The sequence below is a fragment of the Brevundimonas fluminis genome (assembly GCF_003934285.1).
Classification (GTDB): domain Bacteria; phylum Pseudomonadota; class Alphaproteobacteria; order Caulobacterales; family Caulobacteraceae; genus Brevundimonas; species Brevundimonas fluminis.
Genome location: NZ_RQWJ01000002.1, coordinates 537592 through 554964, shown reverse-complemented (window position 1 = coordinate 554964; position 17373 = coordinate 537592). Strand labels below are relative to the sequence as shown.

Sequence of the window (17373 nt, the reverse complement as noted above, 5' to 3'; positions counted from 1 at the left end):
TCGCGCCCGGGCGCTCAAGGGCGTGCGCTCCCGGCTTGCGCGCGCGACGGCATCGGTCCACAGCGAAGGCAGGCGGTTAAGGGAACGCGGTCAGACACCGCGGCTGTGCCCGCAACTGTAGGCGGCGAGGCCGTCGTTCGTTCCGGGTCTTCGGATCCGGCGCCACTGGGAAACCGGGAAGGCGAGAACGACCGCTTTTGACCCGCAAGCCAGGAGACCTGGCCGCCGACGTCGCTCGCCCGTCGTCCGGGACCAGACGAAGGCGCGGGGACAGGTTTGTCTCTTCGAAGCGACCCGATCCGTGCGCCGTCCGAACCGAGAGGTCCGGCGGATCGGTCGCTTTCATCCGTCGGGGTCGCGCATGCTCCGGCCGAGGAGACCGTCGCCATGAAGCGACTCCTTCTGACCACCGCGGCCGTCCTCGCCGCGCCCTCCGGCGTTCTCGCGCAGGAGACCACCCGCGTGGACGACGTCGTCGTCACCGCCACCCGCCTGACCGCCGTGGTTCAGGACTCGCCCGGCGCCCGCGTCATCGACGAGGAGACCATCCGCCTCCGCGGCGCCGTCTTCGCCCAGGACGTTCTGGCCGACGTGCCCGGCCTGTCGGTCTATCGCGCCGGTCCCGGCGGGGTGACGGCCGTGCGCATCCGCGGGGCCAGCCAGGACAAGACCCTGGTCCTCGTCGACGGCGTGCCCGTCGGCGATCCCTCTCAGCCCGCCGGCGGCTTCGACTTCTCCGGCTTCGACCTGGGGGTCGTCGATCGCCTCGAAGTGCTGAGCGGGCCGCAGTCGTCCCTGTGGGGCTCCGACGCCATCGGCGGCGTGATCGCCGTCGTCAGCCGCGAGGTGGACGGGCTCGAGGCCGACGTTGAGGCCGGATCCTTCGACACCGTGCGGGGTCGCCTGGCCGCGGGCGTCTCGACGGAGCGCCATGCCTTCGGCGCCTCCTGGTCGCGTTACGAGACCGACGGCATCTCCGCCGCCGCCTCCGGCACCGAGGCCGACGGGGTCGAGGCCGAGACGATCGCCCTGAACGGCCGCCTCGCCCTGACCGACCGGCTGTCGCTGGAGGCGCGGGCCCGCCAGTCGGACGTCTTCGCCGAGATCGACGCCTTCGGCCCGGTCGACAGCCCGGACACGACGGACACGCGCAATCGCTCGGGGTTCGTGCGCCTGACCGCGGTGGGGTTGCTCGGGCTGGACCACCGGCTGACGGCGGCCGGTTCGGACATCGAGCGCGTCACCGACAGCGCCTTCCCCTCGACCTATGAGGGGGAGCGTCGTCTGCTGCGCTGGCAGGCCGACGGCCGGGCGGGGGCCGACGTCGGCTACGCCTTCGGACTGGAGCGCGAGGAAACCGAGGCCTTCCTGAACGGCTACTCGGCGGAACTTGGCGTGGACTCGGCCTTCGGGACGCTGCGCTGGGGCGCGACCGACCGGCTGACGCTGACCCTCGGCCTGAGGCACGATTCAACCGACGATTTCGGCGGCGAGACCACGGGTCGGCTGTCGGCCGCGTACGACCTCGGCGGCGGCTTCACCGTGTCGGGCGCGTACGGCACCGGCTTCAAGGCACCCAGCGTCAGCCAGGCGGTGTGCGACTTTTGCTTCGTCCTGCCCGGGACCGTCGTTCCGGCGCTGGTCCCGGAGACGGCGCGGGGCGGCGAGGTGGCGCTGGGCTGGCGGTCCGCCGACGGCCGGTTCGACGGGCGGGTCACCGCCTATCGGCTGGAGGTCGAGGATCAGATCGACGGCTTCTTCGATCCCGGCACCTTCGAGTTCTACTATGTGAACATCGACGAGACGCGGACGGACGGCGTGGAGCTTGAAGGGCGCGCGGCGCTGGGCGGCGGCTTCTACCTCAGCCTGGCCTATGCCTGGACCGACGCCGAGGACGTCGGCGCCGGCGCCCCGGTCCTCCGCGTGCCCGAACATGCCGGCTCCGCGACCTTGGCGTGGACCGGCGGACGTCTGACGGCGGCCCTGACCGTGCGGGCGGAAGGCGACATGCCCGACTCCGGCGGCGAGCGCGAAGGCTTCGTCACGGCAAACCTGAACGCCACGTGGCGGCTCACCGAACGCGTCGAACTGACGGGTCGGATCGAGAATCTGGCGGACGAGACCTACGAGCAGCTGCTGGGCTACGGCGAGCCGGGCCGGTCCGGCTTCGTCGGAGTCAGGCTGCGCTGGTGATCCTGCGGGCGCCGGGGGCTTCGGCTCCCGGCGTCCTGCGGCCAAGGTCCAGCTCGGCCCAGTCGACGTTCGGGGCCGGCGCGTGGACGGCGGCGAGGATCGCCCGCATCTCGGCCGCGGAGGCGACTGAAACGACCAGTCTCGGCTCGCCAGGCAGCGACAGACCATAGGCGAGGGCGGCCTGCATGGGGTCGACGCGTGCCTCGGCCAGGCGGCGACGCGCGCGGGACAGGTCCAGTTCGCGGCCGTGCCAGGCCTCGGGCGTGGCCGCGCCGCCGAACAACGCGCCCCGCGCGAACACCGAGGAGACCTGCAACTCGACGCCGAGGCCGTTCAGGGCCTCCAGCTCGCCCGACCTGGATGCGCTCTGATCCAGCAGACTGCACGGCAGCCGCACGACGTCTGGCGACAGACGACGGGCCAGCAACGACGGGCCGTCGTCGACCTCGGCGACGAAGCCGACCTTTTTGAACAGGCCGCGGTCCTTCAGACCCTGAACCCGGTCCCAGAGGGCGCGACCCTCCGAACCGGCGAGATCGGCGGCGCTGGACACCAGAAGCACGCCCGCCCGCGGCAGACCCATCCGCTCCAGCGAGCGACGGGCGCGCGCCTCGACGCGGTCCAGCCCCTCGGTCGAGGCGACGGTCAGGACGGTGACCTCGAACGGCGAGGGGAAGGGCCAGGCGTGGCCCAGCAGCCGCTCCTGATCCCCGTCCGGACGGCTGACCACGGCGCGCACCCCGCCGTCGGCGGCGGTTTGCAACAGGGCCCGGAGATTCTCTTCCCGTGCGCCGGGCGCGGCCGGCGCGGCGCGCAGCGGCTCGGTCACCACGGCGAGAGCCAGGGCGGACGCGGGGCCGGGTCGGGTCGACGGGATCGTCACCGCCCGACACTGACGCGGAAAGCTTAAGGCCGGTTTTCCAACACCTTGACGGCCGATTAACCCTGCCGCCGGTCAGTCGGCGTCCGGCTGGCGATCGGGATGGGCCTCGGCGAACGCCGGCAGGGCGAGCGCCGCTTCCTCCACCGCCGACAGGCGCGGCCAGCGCGCCGGATCGACCTCGAAACGACGTGCGGAATACATCTGCGGGATCAGGTTCACGTCGGCGAAGGTCGGGGCCGTGCCGAAGCAGAAGCCGCCGCCATGGCGCTCCACGAGCCGCTCCAGAGCGTCGAAGCCGGCCGTGATCCAGCGGTCCGCCCAGGCGTTGATCTGCGCCTGATCGGCGCCGAAATCGCCACGGAGGGCGTTCAGGACCCGCAGATTGTTCAGCGGATGGACGTCGCACGCGATCAGGGCCGCCATGGCCCGGACCGCCGCGCGGTCGGCCGGGTCCTGCGGCAGCAGCGGAGGCTCCGGCCGCGTCTCCTCCAGCCACTCCAGGATGGCGGGGCTCTGGGTCAACATGCCCCCGTCGGCCTCCAGCGCCGGCACGAGGCCCTGGGGATTTCGCGCGAGGAAGGCCGGATCGCGCTGGGCTCCCGTCCGCAGATCGACGCCCTTCCGGTCGTAGGCGACGCCCTTCAGGTTCAGGGCGATGCGAACGCGGTAGGCGGCGCCCGAGCGCCAGTAACCGTGCAGGATCATCGGGGCCTCATGGTGAAGGTCAGGGGGGCCAGCCCCGCGATGGTCGCCTCGACCTTCTGGCCGGGCAGGATCGGGCCTACGCCCTCTGGCGTGCCGGTGAAGATCAGGTCGCCGGGCCGCACGTCCCAGAGGCTCCGCGCCTTGGCCAGCACTTCTTCGGGCGCCCACACCATGTCGCCGATCCGGCCGGATTGCCGCGTCTCGCCGTCGACCGAAAGAGTGATCGCCGCCCCGGGCGCAGGCGCCGGTCCCGCGGTGATCGCGCCGCAGGGCGCCGACATGTCGAAGCCCTTGGCCGCGTCCCACGGCCGCCCGGCCTTCTTGGCCGCCGCCTGGAGGTCCCGGCGCGTCAGGTCGCAGCCCACCGCCCAGCCGACGATCCCGTCCGGTCCGATCGCGCAGACCAGTTCAACCTCGTGATGCAGATCGTCGGTGGCGGTGGGATAGGTCGGATCGGCGTCGTCCGTCACCAACGCGTCGGCCGGCTTCGAGAAAAAGAACGGCTCGGCCCGCTCGGCGCCCATCTCGCGGGCGTGGGCGGCGTAGTTCTGGCCGACGCACAGGATGCGCCGAACCGGGAACCGCGCGTCCGTTCCGGCGATCGGCAGAGAGGGGATCGGGGCGGGAGGAAACAGCCAGTCGCTCATGGGCGCACACTAGCAGGCCGGACGCCCGCGACCATGCTGCAATGCGGAACTCACATGCCGTCATGGCGTTGACAGGCGGGGTTCCCTATCTAAACCGTCAAGCTTGAACAGCGGAGCGCATCACATGGCCACGACCAAGGCTCGGGAAGACGTCAAGAACGACCTGAAGACCCTCAAGGAGGACGTGAAGGTCGCCGGCCGCGAGGAGGCCGCCCGCCTGCGCGCCAAGGCTTCGGAGACCGAGGCCCGCATCCGCGCCAGGGCCGCGGAGGCCGACGCGGTCGTCCGCGCCAAGGCGGAACAGGCGCGGGTCCAGGCGCAAGCCTACTACGAGCAGGCCCGCGTGCGCGGCCGTGAGGTCTACGACGACGCCGCCGAACGCTTCGACGAAGCCCAGCGCTACGTCATCGAGCGCGTGCAGGAGCGCCCGGTCCAGTCGACCGCCATCGCGTTGGGCGTCGGCGTCCTGATCGGCATGCTGCTGGCCGGCCGCCGCCGCTGATGCTGGGACGGGGCCTGATCAAGAAGGCGGTCGCGGGCGCCGCGGCCGCCGCGGCGGCCTTCGTCGCCGTCGTCGCCCTCGGCGCGACGGTCTACTTCGCCCTGTGCCTGGTGGTGGTTCCCCTGGCCGCCGCCGCCATCACGCTTCTGCTCTTCGCCGTCGCCTCGGCGGTGATCGCGGCCGTTTTCCTGGGCGCGCCGGACGCTGAAGAGGACGAGTACGACGAGCCGGAAGGCCTGGGCGCCCGCGCCTTCGCCCTGTTCCGCCAGCGGCCCATCCTCGGCACCGTCGCCGCGCTGGCCGGAGGGTGGATATTCCTGCGCAATCCGGCGCTGGCCACGATGGTGGCGGCAGCCTTCACCGAGAAGCCGCACGGCGCCGCGCGACGCCGTCGGTAATGCGGATCAGACGACGGATCTTCTCAGCGCGATCAGCGCCTGATCCGTCAGCGCCCCGTCGCCCACGGCCAGGACGCGGCCGTCGTCGTTCGGCGCCTCGCCCAGCCAGTCCGTGACGCGCCCGCCGGCCGCCTCGACCAGCGGGACGAGCGCCGTCCAGTCCCAGACCTTAAGTCCGGTCTCGGCCACCAGATCGAGGTGGCCCGCCGCAAGCATGGCGTAGGCATAGGCGTCGCAGCCGAGGCGGGCCAGCCGGGAGGCGGCGCGGACCTGCCGCCAGGCGCCCAGTTCGGCGCCGGTGAAGATGTCCGGGTCGGTGGTGGCGATCACGGCGTCGTTCAGATTCGAGCAGTCGCGGGTCCGCAACGCGGTCTCCCCTGCCCCGCGGATCATCCGCGCGCCCGAAGGGCCGCCGAGGAAGATCTCGTCCAGATAGGGCTGGGCCACCACCCCCACGGTCGGCCTGCCCGCCACGCGCAGGCCGATCAGGCACGTCCACAGCGGCAGGCCGGCGACGAAGGCGCGGGTCCCGTCGACGGGGTCCAGCACCCAGACGTGCTCGGCGTCCGGACGGTCCTCGCCGTACTCCTCGCCGATCACGCCATGATCGGGAAAGCGTTCCGCGATCAGTCGGCGCATGGCCGCCTCCGCGTCGCGGTCGGCGCGGGTGACGGGATCGCACGCCCCGCCCTCGTTCTTGTCGTCGAAGCCGACCCCGGTACGAAACAGGGGCAGGCTGGCGGCGCCCGCGGCGCGGGCCAGATCGACGGCGAAGGCTTCGAGTTCGGTCATCCCGGAGGCTTTAGGGATAGGCGCAGGGGTAGGGAAGCGGGCTCGGATCAATACTGCCCTACCACCTGCCCCTGACGCCTGAACCTGCCTCAGGCGGCGTCGCCCTCGACGTGCAGCGACTTGGCCAGGTCCAGCAGGCGACGGCGCGGCTTCTCGTCCAGCTGGTAGTAGGCCTGGATGAGGTCCAGCGTCTCCTTGCGGGAGTACATCTCGCCGCCGTGGTTGGTCTGGGCGACTTCGCGGCGCTCCAGCGCCTCGGTCAGACCGTCGTAGAAATAGCTCACCGGGGCCTCAAGGGCCTCCGACAGCTGCCACAGGCGGGCGGCGGAGATGCGGTTGGCGCCGCATTCGTACTTCTGGATCTGCTGGAAGCGGATGCCGACCTGGGCGGCGAGCTGCTGCTGGGTCAGACCCAGAAGACGGCGGCGCCGGCGCAGTCGGCGGCCGAGGTGAAGATCGATGTCGGTGGCCATGGCCCCAAGGTCCCCTTTCGCGGACCGTCCCGAAACGGAACGGCTCGCCCCCCACGCGGCAAGGGACATGCCGGGATCGCGCGAGGGGAGAGTGACGCCGTTCGTCGAAAGGCGCCCGCCGAACGGGGTTGTTTATGGTCAAGGCAACCCTGAGGTCCGCCGTGCATTGTTACGTCAGCTTGGCACGAAGGGAGCACTGAGCGACATGAACATCATCTTCTGGATCATCGTCGGCATCATCGCCGGCTGGCTGGCCGAACAGATCATGGGCCGCAGCCACGGCCTGCTGACCAATCTGATCGTCGGCATCGTCGGCGCCGTCATCGGCGGCTTCCTGGCCAATGCGCTGGGGTTCGCCTGGGGCGGCTGGATCGGCTCGACCATCGTCGCCACGATCGGCGCGATCATCCTGCTGTTCCTGCTGGGTCTGGTGAAGCGCCGGGCCTGATCGGTCTCAGGACCGGGAATGAAGACGGGCGGCATCCGCAAGGAGGCCGCCCTTTTCGTTCGCCCCCTCAGCCGCGAGAGGCCTGCTCCAGGACGGCGAGATAGCCCGGCGCCACCTCCATTCGGCGGCCCGGCTCCGTCGCCCGCACGGCACGATGCAGGCCGGGCAGCTTCCAGCAGGGCACATGCATGAACAGGTGGTGCTCGGCGTGGAAATTGACCCAGTAGGGGGCGATGAAGGCGCGTTCCCACCACGAGGCGCGGGTGGTGCGGGCGGCGCGGAAGGGGTCGTCGGCCGAGCCCTCGACGCAGGCGTGCTCGGCGATGTTCCTCAGCCGCGTGACCATCGGGAACCAGGTCGCCAGCGGCAGCAGCCACAGGGCGAACCACGCCCACCAGACCCCGGCCAGCGCCGTCCCGGCGAACAGGGCGGCGTTGACCAACAGGAACGGCGCCACCGACTTGCCCGTGACCACTGCGCCCTCGGCCACGTCGGCGTCGCGCCGTGAGCCGAACGCCTTGAAGGCGAACAGCACCCGCTGCTTGAAGAAGGTCTGCCCCGTCAGGTCACGGATGATCTTGCGGCGCAGGCTCGCGCGGGTGACCGGAAAGGGCGCCGACAGGACCAGGTCGGGGTCCTCGGCCTGCTGAGCGTATTTGTGATGGGCGAGGTGATAGGGGCGATAGGCGTCCAGGCTCGCCCCCACCGGCACGGCGCACAGCCAGTGACCCAGAAAGTCGTTCACCCGCCGGCTCGGCGACAGGCCGCCGTGCGCCGCCTCGTGCATCAGAATGGCCAGCCCCAGCTGGCGCGTGCCGATCACCATGACGCAGACGGGGATCAGGATGGGCCAGAGGACGCCCGCGGCGACGGCCAGCGCGATCACGCCCCAGCAGTGCGCCACCAGCAGCGGCCCCACCCAGCCGGCGCGCGACTGGAACGGCGCCCATTGTTCGGGCGTGAAGACGTCGACGGCGCGGACGCGCGGGGCGGCGGGCATGGCTCGACGATACTCCTGAACCGGATCAGGATGAAGCCGCCCGCGTTCAGGCGTCGGGCCGGAGACACGACATGGACGGGGTTTCGATCGAGGCGGCGCGCGAGACGCTGACGGGCCTGTGGGGTCAGGCGGGCGTGACCTGGGTGCTGCCCGTGTTGCTGGGCCTCGGCCTTGCCGCCGCGACGGGGCTGCGGACCTTCCTGCCGCTGCTGATGATGGCGGGGGTCGAGCGGTTGAACCTGTTCGGCCTGCAGCTGAACGACGGCTGGAGCTGGGTCACGTCGGACGCCGCGATGATCGCGCTGGGCGTCGCGGCGGTGGTCGAGTTCGTGGGCGACAAGATCCCCGGCGTCGATCACGCCCTGCATTCGTTGGGGCTGGTGGCGCGGCCGGTCGCGGCGGCGGTCGCGGCGGGCGGCCTGTTCGCCGGCGTCGATCCCACGACGGCGGCGGTGGCCGGCGTCATCGTCGGCGCGCCGACGGCGCTTGTATTCAATGCCGCGCAGGGCGGGGCTCGGGTGGCGTCGACCGCCACGACGGCCGGCTTGGGCAATCCGGTGCTGAGCCTGATCGAGGACGTGCTGAGCTTCTTCACCGTGATCCTGGCGTTTCTGGCGCCGATCCTGATCCCCGTGCTGCTGGTCGTGCTGGCGGTGCTGGTGTTCCGGCTGGCGCGGCGGTTGCGGCGTTGGCGCGACGCGCGGGCGCGCCCGGCCTAGAGCGTCTTCGCCGCGATGGCGCGGATGCTTTCGGCCTTGGCGGGCAGGTCGGAGGACAGGCGCGAGGCCAGTTCGCGGGCCCCTACAGGATAGGCTTCGCCGCCCTGGGCGATGCGGCCGGCGATCTCCGCGGCCGCCTTCAGCGTTCGGGCCAGATCCTCGACCTCCTCCAGCGCCAGAGCCCGGGCTTCCATCTGCAGGCGCTTGACGCGGTCCGCCGTCGTCTCGGGGGTGCGCATCAGGTCGTAGATTTCGGCGTCCCCCACGACATGGAGGCGGGGCTTGTCGGCGGGCATGAGTCGACTCCTTCGACCGATGAAATGCGGCAGGGAGTCGCGGCGTTCCGGGTCCGGATCGAAAGCGGCGCCGGTGTTGCGCGGTTGCCGCAGCTTCAGCCCCGGGTGGGCAGGAAAGGCGAGAAGGTGATGACGGTGAAGGTGTCGCGGATGTGCGGGCGCGTCTGAACGGACCGCGTCACGAAGGTGCCGATGTCCAGGTCCTTCGGCAGGTTGAACTTGGCCAGCAGGTCGTACTGGCCGGACGTGGAATAGACCTCCGACACGTGCTCGACCTCGTCCACGATGTCGGCCGCCACGTCGTTGGCGTGACCCAGCTCGCATTTGATGAAGACGAAGATGGCGGTCATCATGGCGGCGGTTCCCTTGGTGCGAGGCTTCTAGTGGCGGACGACGCGGCGGGCGGCAAGCCGATCGATCTCGAAGCCGAGTACAACAACCGCGCCCGCGTGCCGGACCACCAGACGGTCATGCTGCGCTGGAAGGCGAACAGTGAGGCGGCGCGGGCCGCGGCCCCGCCCGTCGAGCTGCGTTATGGCCCCGGCGCGCGCGAGGTGATGGACCTGTTCGAGGCGGGCGAGGGCGCGCCCGTCGCCGTCTTCCTGCACGGCGGCTACTGGCAGGCGCTGGACCGCAGCTGGTTCAGCTGGATCGCGCCAGCGCTCGTGAGCCGGGGCGTCAGCGTGGCCTTCCCCTCCTACGACCTGGCCCCGTCGGTGCGCCTGGGGCGCATCCTCATGCAGGCGCGCGCGGCGGTGGAGACGGTGCGGACCCGCACCGGCGCGCGCCCTATGGTCTTCGGCCACTCCGCCGGCGGCCACATGGCGGCGGCCATGCTGTCTGAAGGTCGCGCGTCGGCGGCGCTGGCCATCAGCGGCGTGTTCGACCTTGAGCCCCTGATCCCGACCTCGCTGAACGTCGCCCTGGGCCTGGACGTGCCGGAGGCCCGCGCGCTGAGCGTCACCAACTGGCCCGTGCCGGACGGCTCGACGCCCGGCGGCACCATGCTGGATTGCTGGGTCGGCGGGGAGGAAAGCGCGGAGTTCATTCGCCAGTCGCGCGACATGGCGACGCTCTGGGGCGCGCGGGGCGTGGAGACGCAAGTCGAGGTGCTCAAGGGCCTGAACCACTTCACCGTGCTGGACCCGCTGCGGGATGCGGAGAGCGGGATGGTGGGGCGGGTGGTGGAGATGGCTGGCCTCTAAAGCCTGCCCTCCCCCCTTAGCAGGTTTCGCTGCTTGATCAGAACGTGATGCCCCCAGTGAACCAAGGTCAGCAGAAAGACTCCCCAGAAGCTCACTTGCCAGTCGAATGCGGGCATCTGGACGCCCGAGGTCTGCACGGCCCAACCCAAGGCGTCGTTCACGAGGTCTGGCCTCGCAAGTCCTACCAGCAGCGCGGCCAAAAGCACTGCGTGAAGGGTGGCGAGCGCCCAGCGCAGCAGCCTGACGTCTCGACCGAGCAGATCGACGATCCTTCGCGCCGCTCCGCCGCGAGCCCATCTCGCGCTCTGCTCAAGGCGGGACCGCTCGAGCCAGGCCATGCGTTCAAAACCCTTTTGAAGGCCTCGCAACACCCATGGACCATGCCTTGGGCCGCCTTGGGAGACAACGGCTTGGGCTATGCGAAACAGGTCGTCACTTGACGCCACACGACCGTCGGTCGAGCAAGGGGCCAACGGAGACTTTCGAATGCCCCACGACCGTCTGAGCGTTCTGACCGCCCTGGAGGCGCAGGGGGTGTGTCCGGTCTTCTATCACGCGGACCCCGAGGTTTGCCTGAACGTGATCCGGGCCTGCGCGCGGGGCGGGGCGCCGGTGGTGGAGTTCACCAACCGCGGCGACTTCGCCGTCGACCTGTTCGCCGAGATCGCCCGCGAGCTGCAGAAGACCGACCCCGGCGTGGTGCTGGGGATCGGCTCGGTGATCGACGCGGGAACGGCCGCGACCTTCCTGAACCGCGGCGCGCGCTTCGTGGTCAGCCCGGGACTGGTCGAAGAGGTCGCGCGGACCTGCAACCGCCGGATGACCGCCTATTTCCCGGGCTGCGGCTCGGTGACCGAGATCCTGAAGGCGCAGGAGCTGGGCTGCGAGATCGTCAAGCTTTTCCCCGGCGCCTCCGTGGGCGGGCCGGAGTTCGTCAAGGCGGTGCTGGGCCCCATGCCCTGGACCAAGATCATGCCGACGGGCGGCGTCGACCCGGACGCGGCGAGCATCGCCAGATGGTTCGGCAGCGGCATCGTCGCGGCCGGCATGGGCTCGAAGCTCATCACCGACGCGGCCGTGAAGGCCGGCGAGTGGGACGGCATCGCCGCCCACGTCCGATCGGCCGTCGACGCGGTAAAGGCGTTCAGGGAGGGCTGACGCCCTCCCCTATCATTCGATCCCCAGATCCGCGGCGTTCAGGTCGACGTCCTCGGCCTTGGTCACCACCAGATCGGGGTGGGCCGCGCGCAGCGGGTCGATGAACTGCGCGGCGTCCCCGACCACGACGACATAGGCCCGCTCGCGGCCCAGCCAACGGCCGGCGACCGCCGACACGGCGGCCGGATCGACCGCGCGCAACCGCTCCGGATAGGTCTGGAGTTCGGACAGGGGCAGGCCCAGGGTCACCGTGTCGCCGATGAAGCCGCCGAGCCCCCCGGTGGTCTCGATGGAGCGCGAGAAGCCGCCCAGCACGAAGCTTTCCCGATCAGTGGAGGCCTGATCGGTCACCGGCTCGCGGGTGAGGCGGTCGATCTCCAGCAGGACCAGCTCCACGACCTCGGCGGCGCTCTCGTTCTTCGTCTGGGTCTGGGCGGCGAACAGCGAGCCGTCCACGCGGGTGACCAGGTTGGAATAGGCCCCGTAGCTGAGGCCACGCTTGGCGCGCACCTCGTTGAACAGATGGCCGCCGCTGCCGCCGCCGATGACGGCGTTGGCGATCGAGGCCGGATACCAGTCGGCGTCGGACCGGTCCGGCCCGCGGACGGCGACGGCGACGGCGGCCTGGCCCGCGCCGGGCATGTCGACCACGACGACGCGCGGCGCCGTGGCCTGACCCGCGCGGTCGTCGATGGTCGGAAGGGCGACCGAAGGCTTCGTCCAGCCCCCGAAGGCGCTCTCGGCGAAGGCGAAGGCGGCGTCCGGCTCCATGCCGCCCGTGATCACCAGCGCGGCATTGTCCGGACGCCACCAGCGGGCGTGGTGGGCGACCACGTCGTCGCGGGACATGGCCGAGAGGCTTTCGGCCGTCCCCGAGTTGGGCGCGCCGTAGGGGGCGCCGGCGAACACGACGCGGTTCAGCGTCGCCGCGGCCAGGTTCGCCGGATCGCGCAGCGCCACGCGCAGGCCGTTCAGCGCCCGGGCGCGCTGCCGCTCCAGCTCGGCGGCGGGGAAGTCGGGGCGCAGGACCACGTCGGCGAAGATGGGCGCGGCCCGGTCCAGCGACGCGATGGGCGCCGACAGGCTGACGGTCGTGACGTCGGGATTGGCCCCCGCGCCGATGAATGCGCCGAGCGATTCCAGCGAGGCGGCGATCTGGGGCGCCGTGCGGCCGCCCGCGCCCTCGCGGGCCAGGTTCGCCGTGGCCGAGGCCAGACCGATGCGGCCCTCCGGATCGCCGGAGGCGCCGCCGCCGATGATCAGCTGCGCGTTCATGATCGGCAGGTCGGTCGACTTCGCGACGATGACCCGAAGCCCGTTCGGCAGGGTGCGCTCGGCGACGGCGGGCGTCGCCGCGATCCGGGCCGCGCCCGGCGCCGGCGGCGCCATGCGCTGCCCTTCCGGCAGCAGTTCGTTGGGCGGCAGGATGGCCGGCGGCACGGTGACGAACGTCGGCACGGGCGCCGGATTGCGCCAGCTGTCTTCCGGCACGCCCTCGGGCCGTTGGCTTTCGTCGAGATAGCGGACGCGCACCACGGCGTCGTCGCGCAGATAGGTGCGCGCCACGCGAAGGACGTCGTCGGCCGTGACGGCCTGAACCGCGGCGAGCCGCGCGTCGGGCGCGCCGGCGTCGCCCTCGGAGACCAGCGCCTGGCCGAGGATGAAGGCCCGGCCCGAAGCCGTCTCGCGCTGGCGCAGCTCCGACGAGATGATCTCGACCTTGGCCTCCTCCAGCTCGGCCCGGGTCACCGGATTCATCCGGATGTCGGCGATCACGGCGTCGTACGCGGCCTCGGCGTCCTCCAGCGACTTGCCCTGGGCGACGATGACCGTGCCGGAGATGACCCCGTCCTCCTCCATGGTGTTGGCCCCGAACGAGGCGCTGGTGGCGACCTGATCGGTGTAGACCAGCCGCTGGTACAGGCGGCTGTTCTGGCCCCGCGACAGAATCCCCTGCAGCACGTCCAGGGCGGCCGCGTCCGGATGGGTGGCCTCGACGCCCGGCCAGATGCGACCCACCGCGGGCAGCGGCACGTTGGGCGCATAGGCCACCACATCTCGCGGCTGGGTGCGCGGCGTCTCGGCCGGGCGCTGGAACACCGGAACCGGCCGCTCCGGATTCGGGATGTCGCCGAAATACTGGTCGACCCAGCGGTCCAGTTGGGCGGGATCGAAGTTGCCGGAAACGATGAGGGTGGCCGTGGCCGGCCGATAATAGGCCTCGTGGAAGGCGCGGGCGTCGTCGATGGTGGCGGCGTCCAGCTCCTCGATCGAGCCGATCACGCTGCGGCGATAGATGCTCTCGTCGAAGCTGTTGTCGCCGATGACGAAGCGGCCCAGCCGGCCATAGGGCGGAGCGTAGACGCGCTGACGCAATTCCTCCTTCACGATCGACCGCTCGGCGTCGAACACGGCCTGGTCGACCACGGGCCGCGCCATTCGCTCGGCGTGGGTCCAGAGCATGGTCTCCAGATACTCGGGCGGGACCGTCTCGTAGTAGTTGGTGAAGTCCTGGCCGGTGGAGGCGTTGCGGCTGCCGCCCGCATTCTCGACCCAGGTCGAGATCTGTCCGTAGGGGATGTTGACCGTCTTGCGGCTCAGGATGTGTTCGAACAGGTGGGCGAAGCCGGACCGCCCCTCCGGGTCGTCCTTGCCGCCCACGTCGTACCAGACCTGGACCGTGACCGTGCCCGCGGTCGGATCCGGCATGGCGTAGACGTCTAGTCCGTTCGGCAATTCGCGATGCGTGTACTGCAGCGGCGGAACGGCCATCGCCGCCTCCTGCGCCTGCACGGCGCCGGGCACGGCGGTCAGCAGCGTCAGCGCCGAGGCGGTGAGAAGGACGGCGCGGATGGGACGCGGACGGATCATGGCCGAAGCTCCTGAGAAGGGGTCGGCCGGACCCTATCAGGGCGACAAGGGGGCGAAAGTTACGGTGCGGTAATGCGGCGTCAGGCCGCGCGGGCCGTGGCTCCGACTCCCAGGGCGGCGGCCGAGGCTGGCTTGCGGACGGGCATGATGAAGCTCACCGTCGTCCCCCTGCCCGGCTCGCTTTCCAGACCCAGTTCGCCGCCGTGCATCTCGACGAGGGCCTTGGTCAGGGCCAGGCCCAGACCCGTGCCCTGGGTGGTCTTGGAATGCTGGCCCTCGACCTGTTCGAAAGGCCGCGCCAGACGGTCGATGTCCTCCGGCGCGATGCCGATGCCGGTGTCGGTCACCGCGACGCGCACATGGTCGCGGTCGGGCTGCGACAGAGCCACGACGATCGACCCGCCCTCGGGCGTGAACTTCACGGCGTTGGAGATCAGATTCAGCAGCACCTGCTTCAGGCCGCGATGGTCGGCGTCGACGTCCGGCAGGTCCGGACCGTCCAGCGTCGCGGTCAGGCCCGCCTCCCCGATCTTGCCGCGCATGAGGCGCAGGGCGTCGTCGCACAGCTCCTTCAGCGACACCGTTTCATAGTGCAGCGTCATCTTGCCGGCCTCGATCTTGGCCATGTCGAGGATGTCGTTGATCAGGCTGAGCAGGTGCTGGCCTGACCTCAGGATGTCCGCGGCATACCCCTTGTAGCGCGGGTCGCCGAGCGGTCCGAACATCTCGGCCGACATGATCTCGGAGAAGCCGTTGATGGCGTTCAGCGGCGTGCGCAGCTCGTGGCTCATGTTGGCCAGGAACTCGGACTTTGCCTGGTTGGCCGCCTCGGCCCGGGTCATGGCGACCTCGTATTTGCGCGCCAGCTGGGCCAGCTTTTCCTGACTGGCCTCCAGCTGCGAGACCATGACCCGCAGGTTCTCGGCCGACTTCCGGCGCTCCTCCTCCTGACGCTTGATGGCCGTCACGTCGGCGGCGGTGACCACGGTGCCGCCGTCGCCCGTGAAGCGTTCCGACACCTGCAGCCAGCGGCCGTCGTGCAGCTCCAGTTCGCGCGCGCCGGCCCGGCCGCCGGTGGCGGGTTGATCGGACTTCACGGCCAGGGCCGCGATGCGGTTCAGCTCGTCCTTCAGGGCTCCGCGCTTCACGGCCCCGGGCGCGAAGCCGAAAGCGTCCTCGAAGGCCCGGTTCCACAGGATGAGGCGGCCATGACGGTCGAACAGGACGAAGGCGTCGGTGACGCTCTCGATGCCGTCGCGCAGCCGCCCCTCGGCGGCCTGGGCCTGCGCCTTGGCCCGTCGTTCCTCGGTGATGTCCAGAGCCATGCCCATGATCCGGGTGAAGCCGATCTCGTCGCGACGGCCCTGCGCCTGCCCGCGCGCGTCGATCCAGCGGGGACGGCCCTGCGCGTCCGGCACGGGGAAGGTCGCTTCGAAATGGCCGAAGGTCTGGGCCTGCCGCAGGGCGTGAACGAGGGGCTCGCGAAAGTCCGGGTGCACGCGGGACAGGATCGCGTCCGAGGAATGCACGCCCCCGCCCAGACCCAGAAGGGCCCCCATGTAGTCGGACAGATCGACCTGATCGGTCGCCATGTCCCATTCCCAGATGCCGCAACGCGCGCCTTCCACGGCGATGCGGAAGCGCTGTTCGGTTTCCGCCCACTCCCGCCGGATGGCGGCCTGCCGTGCGTTCAGCGCCAGCACCAGGCCGATCATCATCAGCCCGACCGCCGCCGGGATCATCAGGATCCAGCCGTCGCGCGTCAGGTCGCCGGGGTTCAGCGAGATGCCGTGGGCGCGGGTCACCCACAGCGCATAGAGGCCCAGGCCGACGGCGGTGATCAGGACGAGGATGCGCGCCCACGGCGGCGGCCCGCGACGGCGATCGGCCACGCGGCGCCCGTCTCCCGAAATGCGGCGCTCCTGGCCCCGCAAAGCGCCCTCCGGTCAAACTGCCCTGAGCGACGAATCTAGGCTGCGTCGCCGAATCTTGTCGACCCTGAGAAGCGCCCGCGTTCAGGCCGCGCGCGCGGCCTCCGGCGGAGCCAGCACCTCATCGACGGGCCGCAGCACGTCACGGGCGCGGCGGGCCAGTTCCTGCATGGCGGGCGGGGCGTCGTCCGGCGCCTCGACCACCGCGTCCAGCAGCTCGCGGGCCAGCTTTTCCAGCGCCGGGGACGCCGCGATCAGGCGGGCCTGACGCTCGATCCGGTCGGGGTCCCGGTCATATTCCGCGCCCGGCACGCGCCAGCCGCCCCAGTCCGTCGGATCGGTGACGACCACCGGATAGGTCCCCGGGAAGGGGTGATGGGGACAGTCCTCGGCCTGTTGCCACTTGTTCCGCGCGCGCAGCAGGCGCCAGTGCTCGCCGCCGTGCGAGGTCGCGTCCTCGACCGGCATCAACAGCTCGTGGGCCAGGAACTCGCGGCCCAGACCCACGTCGTAGGTCACCCGGACAGGCTCGTCGAAGCCCTTGGCCCAGACGGGCTGGACCTTCTCGACCTGGGCCCAGGCGCCGACGCACTCGACCCAGACCTTCTGACCCTTCTGGAACTGCGCGCGCGCCATCGACGTCTCCGATCCTCGACCGACGAGGATGACGCGCGCGGGTGAACGCCCGGTTTGCCCGTCCGGTTAACGGGAGATTTCTTCCAGGGCCTCGCCGGCGTACTTCTCCTTCACGCGGGTCGACAGGTCGCCCAGGGAGACCACGCCGACCAGGCGCTCGTGCTTGTCCAGCACGGGCAGACGTCGGATCTGCGAGCCGCCCATCGACTCCAGCGCCGACTTCAGGTCGTCGTCCTCCCGTACGCATTTGGCGTCGCGCGTCATGCAGCCGTCCACCGTGGCGTCGGGGCCGACGCCCTCGGCGAGGCCGCGCACGACGATGTCGCGGTCGGTCACCGTGCCCAGCAGGCGGTCGCCGTCGGCCACCGGCATGAAGCCGAAATCGCCGGCGCGCATGCGCCCCGCGACCTCGCGCAGGGTGTCGTTGGGGCGAGCCACCTGGACGTCCCGGCTCATCACGTCGCGCACCTTCATGGTCTTGTCCTCTCAAGCTTCGGGGGTGACCTGAGAACCCGG

Annotated in this window: 20 protein-coding genes and 1 riboswitch; of the genes, 7 read left to right on the top strand and 13 right to left on the bottom strand. The window is 70.9% G+C overall.

What is annotated here, in order from left to right:
• The first annotated feature begins 36 nt into the window (after positions 1-36).
• Positions 37-241: riboswitch (cobalamin riboswitch) on the top strand.
• Positions 242-387: 146 nt separating this feature from the next.
• Positions 388-2193 (top strand): TonB-dependent receptor plug domain-containing protein, encoded by a 1806-nt coding sequence (locus EFJ44_RS03350; protein WP_125255752.1) that lies wholly within the window; start codon positions 388-390, stop codon positions 2191-2193.
• On the opposite strand, the gene EFJ44_RS03345 is transcribed toward EFJ44_RS03350, so the two are convergent.
• From EFJ44_RS03345 to EFJ44_RS03335, 3 genes are all read right to left on the bottom strand, one after another.
• Positions 2177-3076: an aldo/keto reductase gene (locus EFJ44_RS03345; protein WP_241209660.1), complete on the bottom strand. Its 900-nt coding sequence runs from the start codon at positions 3074-3076 to the stop codon at positions 2177-2179. The genes EFJ44_RS03350 and EFJ44_RS03345 overlap by 17 nt on opposite strands.
• Before the next feature lie 72 nt (positions 3077-3148).
• A complete protein-coding gene (maiA, locus tag EFJ44_RS03340) occupies positions 3149-3781 on the bottom strand; it encodes a maleylacetoacetate isomerase (RefSeq protein ID WP_125255751.1) in 633 nt (210 codons plus the stop codon).
• Positions 3778-4428, bottom strand: coding sequence for a fumarylacetoacetate hydrolase family protein (locus EFJ44_RS03335; RefSeq protein ID WP_125255750.1), 651 nt, complete (start codon positions 4426-4428; stop codon positions 3778-3780). Before EFJ44_RS03335 ends, maiA begins: the two co-directional genes overlap by 4 nt.
• 124 nt (positions 4429-4552) lie before the next feature.
• On the opposite strand from EFJ44_RS03335, the gene EFJ44_RS03330 reads away from it, so the two are divergent.
• Together EFJ44_RS03330 and EFJ44_RS03325 are read left to right on the top strand one after the other, a co-directional pair.
• Positions 4553-4930, top strand: coding sequence for an ElaB/YgaM/YqjD family protein (locus EFJ44_RS03330; RefSeq protein ID WP_125255749.1), 378 nt, complete (start codon positions 4553-4555; stop codon positions 4928-4930).
• The gene (locus EFJ44_RS03325; RefSeq protein WP_125255748.1) at positions 4930-5328 is read left to right on the top strand and encodes a hypothetical protein; all 399 of its coding nucleotides are present in this window, start codon (positions 4930-4932) and stop codon (positions 5326-5328) included. The genes EFJ44_RS03330 and EFJ44_RS03325 overlap by 1 nt, the downstream gene beginning before the upstream one ends.
• Positions 5329-5334: 6 nt before the next feature.
• Here EFJ44_RS03325 and hisN read toward each other — a convergent pair whose 3' ends face one another.
• Both hisN and EFJ44_RS03315 read right to left on the bottom strand, forming a co-directional pair.
• Positions 5335-6120 carry a histidinol-phosphatase gene (gene hisN, locus EFJ44_RS03320; RefSeq protein WP_125255747.1) on the bottom strand — a complete coding sequence of 262 codons (786 nt, stop codon included), beginning with the start codon at positions 6118-6120 and terminating at the stop codon, positions 5335-5337.
• 89 nt (positions 6121-6209) lie between these two features.
• Complete coding sequence (locus EFJ44_RS03315) at positions 6210-6593, bottom strand: helix-turn-helix domain-containing protein (protein ID WP_125255746.1); 384 nt, start codon at positions 6591-6593, stop codon at positions 6210-6212.
• Between the two features lie 205 nt (positions 6594-6798).
• Here EFJ44_RS03315 and EFJ44_RS03310 point away from each other — a divergent pair, with 205 nt between their 5' ends.
• Positions 6799-7041, top strand: coding sequence for a GlsB/YeaQ/YmgE family stress response membrane protein (locus EFJ44_RS03310; protein ID WP_123287986.1), 243 nt, complete (start codon positions 6799-6801; stop codon positions 7039-7041).
• A gap of 67 nt (positions 7042-7108) precedes the next feature.
• On the opposite strand, the gene EFJ44_RS03305 is transcribed toward EFJ44_RS03310, so the two are convergent.
• A complete protein-coding gene (locus EFJ44_RS03305; RefSeq protein ID WP_125255745.1) occupies positions 7109-8041 on the bottom strand; it encodes a fatty acid desaturase family protein in 933 nt (310 codons plus the stop codon).
• Positions 8042-8112: 71 nt separating this feature from the next.
• Between EFJ44_RS03305 and EFJ44_RS03300 the strand changes: the two genes are divergently transcribed.
• Positions 8113-8760: a DUF4126 domain-containing protein gene (locus EFJ44_RS03300; RefSeq protein WP_125255744.1), complete on the top strand. Its 648-nt coding sequence runs from the start codon at positions 8113-8115 to the stop codon at positions 8758-8760.
• Here the strand turns inward: EFJ44_RS03300 and EFJ44_RS03295 are convergent.
• Complete coding sequence (locus EFJ44_RS03295) at positions 8757-9056, bottom strand: hypothetical protein (RefSeq protein ID WP_125255743.1); 300 nt, start codon at positions 9054-9056, stop codon at positions 8757-8759. The two genes, EFJ44_RS03300 and EFJ44_RS03295, sit on opposite strands and share 4 nt — an antisense overlap.
• A 95-nt stretch (positions 9057-9151) precedes the next feature.
• Complete coding sequence (locus tag EFJ44_RS03290; RefSeq protein WP_125255742.1) at positions 9152-9409, bottom strand: Lrp/AsnC ligand binding domain-containing protein; 258 nt, start codon at positions 9407-9409, stop codon at positions 9152-9154.
• A 30-nt stretch (positions 9410-9439) separates the two neighbouring features.
• Here EFJ44_RS03290 and EFJ44_RS03285 point away from each other — a divergent pair, with 30 nt between their 5' ends.
• On the top strand, positions 9440-10261 hold the full coding sequence (locus EFJ44_RS03285; protein ID WP_241209659.1) for an alpha/beta hydrolase: 822 nt from the start codon (positions 9440-9442) through the stop codon (positions 10259-10261).
• Here EFJ44_RS03285 and EFJ44_RS03280 read toward each other — a convergent pair.
• On the bottom strand, positions 10258-10599 hold the full coding sequence (locus EFJ44_RS03280) for a hypothetical protein (RefSeq protein WP_125255741.1): 342 nt from the start codon (positions 10597-10599) through the stop codon (positions 10258-10260). The genes EFJ44_RS03285 and EFJ44_RS03280 overlap by 4 nt on opposite strands.
• A gap of 148 nt (positions 10600-10747) precedes the next feature.
• On the opposite strand from EFJ44_RS03280, the gene EFJ44_RS03275 reads away from it, so the two are divergent.
• On the top strand, positions 10748-11419 hold the full coding sequence (locus EFJ44_RS03275; RefSeq protein ID WP_125255740.1) for a bifunctional 4-hydroxy-2-oxoglutarate aldolase/2-dehydro-3-deoxy-phosphogluconate aldolase: 672 nt from the start codon (positions 10748-10750) through the stop codon (positions 11417-11419).
• Positions 11420-11431: 12 nt separating this feature from the next.
• Here EFJ44_RS03275 and EFJ44_RS03270 read toward each other — a convergent pair whose 3' ends face one another.
• From EFJ44_RS03270 to EFJ44_RS03255, 4 genes are all read right to left on the bottom strand, one after another.
• The gene (locus EFJ44_RS03270; RefSeq protein ID WP_125255739.1) at positions 11432-14290 is read right to left on the bottom strand and encodes a M16 family metallopeptidase; all 2859 of its coding nucleotides are present in this window, start codon (positions 14288-14290) and stop codon (positions 11432-11434) included.
• Between the two features lie 80 nt (positions 14291-14370).
• A complete protein-coding gene (locus tag EFJ44_RS03265; RefSeq protein ID WP_241209658.1) occupies positions 14371-16182 on the bottom strand; it encodes a sensor histidine kinase in 1812 nt (603 codons plus the stop codon).
• Positions 16183-16305: 123 nt separating this feature from the next.
• Complete coding sequence (locus tag EFJ44_RS03260) at positions 16306-16857, bottom strand: hypothetical protein (RefSeq protein ID WP_125255738.1); 552 nt, start codon at positions 16855-16857, stop codon at positions 16306-16308.
• 66 nt (positions 16858-16923) lie between these two features.
• Positions 16924-17331, bottom strand: coding sequence for a CBS domain-containing protein (locus EFJ44_RS03255; protein WP_125255737.1), 408 nt, complete (start codon positions 17329-17331; stop codon positions 16924-16926).
• Positions 17332-17373: the final 42 nt, after the last annotated feature.

Coding starts and splice junctions, on each gene's coding strand:
- EFJ44_RS03350 (WP_125255752.1), top strand. CDS start 388: ATGAAGCGACTCCTTCTGACCACCGCGGCCGTCCTCGCCGCGCCCTCC.
- maiA (WP_125255751.1), bottom strand. CDS start 3,781: ATGATCCTGCACGGTTACTGGCGCTCGGGCGCCGCCTACCGCGTTCGC.
- EFJ44_RS03335 (WP_125255750.1), bottom strand. CDS start 4,428: ATGAGCGACTGGCTGTTTCCTCCCGCCCCGATCCCCTCTCTGCCGATC.
- EFJ44_RS03330 (WP_125255749.1), top strand. CDS start 4,553: ATGGCCACGACCAAGGCTCGGGAAGACGTCAAGAACGACCTGAAGACC.
- EFJ44_RS03325 (WP_125255748.1), top strand. CDS start 4,930: ATGCTGGGACGGGGCCTGATCAAGAAGGCGGTCGCGGGCGCCGCGGCC.
- hisN (WP_125255747.1), bottom strand. CDS start 6,120: ATGACCGAACTCGAAGCCTTCGCCGTCGATCTGGCCCGCGCCGCGGGC.
- EFJ44_RS03315 (WP_125255746.1), bottom strand. CDS start 6,593: ATGGCCACCGACATCGATCTTCACCTCGGCCGCCGACTGCGCCGGCGC.
- EFJ44_RS03310 (WP_123287986.1), top strand. CDS start 6,799: ATGAACATCATCTTCTGGATCATCGTCGGCATCATCGCCGGCTGGCTG.
- EFJ44_RS03305 (WP_125255745.1), bottom strand. CDS start 8,041: ATGCCCGCCGCCCCGCGCGTCCGCGCCGTCGACGTCTTCACGCCCGAA.
- EFJ44_RS03300 (WP_125255744.1), top strand. CDS start 8,113: ATGGACGGGGTTTCGATCGAGGCGGCGCGCGAGACGCTGACGGGCCTG.
- EFJ44_RS03295 (WP_125255743.1), bottom strand. CDS start 9,056: ATGCCCGCCGACAAGCCCCGCCTCCATGTCGTGGGGGACGCCGAAATC.
- EFJ44_RS03290 (WP_125255742.1), bottom strand. CDS start 9,409: ATGATGACCGCCATCTTCGTCTTCATCAAATGCGAGCTGGGTCACGCC.
- EFJ44_RS03280 (WP_125255741.1), bottom strand. CDS start 10,599: ATGGCCTGGCTCGAGCGGTCCCGCCTTGAGCAGAGCGCGAGATGGGCT.
- EFJ44_RS03275 (WP_125255740.1), top strand. CDS start 10,748: ATGCCCCACGACCGTCTGAGCGTTCTGACCGCCCTGGAGGCGCAGGGG.
- EFJ44_RS03270 (WP_125255739.1), bottom strand. CDS start 14,290: ATGATCCGTCCGCGTCCCATCCGCGCCGTCCTTCTCACCGCCTCGGCG.
- EFJ44_RS03260 (WP_125255738.1), bottom strand. CDS start 16,857: ATGGCGCGCGCGCAGTTCCAGAAGGGTCAGAAGGTCTGGGTCGAGTGC.
- EFJ44_RS03255 (WP_125255737.1), bottom strand. CDS start 17,331: ATGAAGGTGCGCGACGTGATGAGCCGGGACGTCCAGGTGGCTCGCCCC.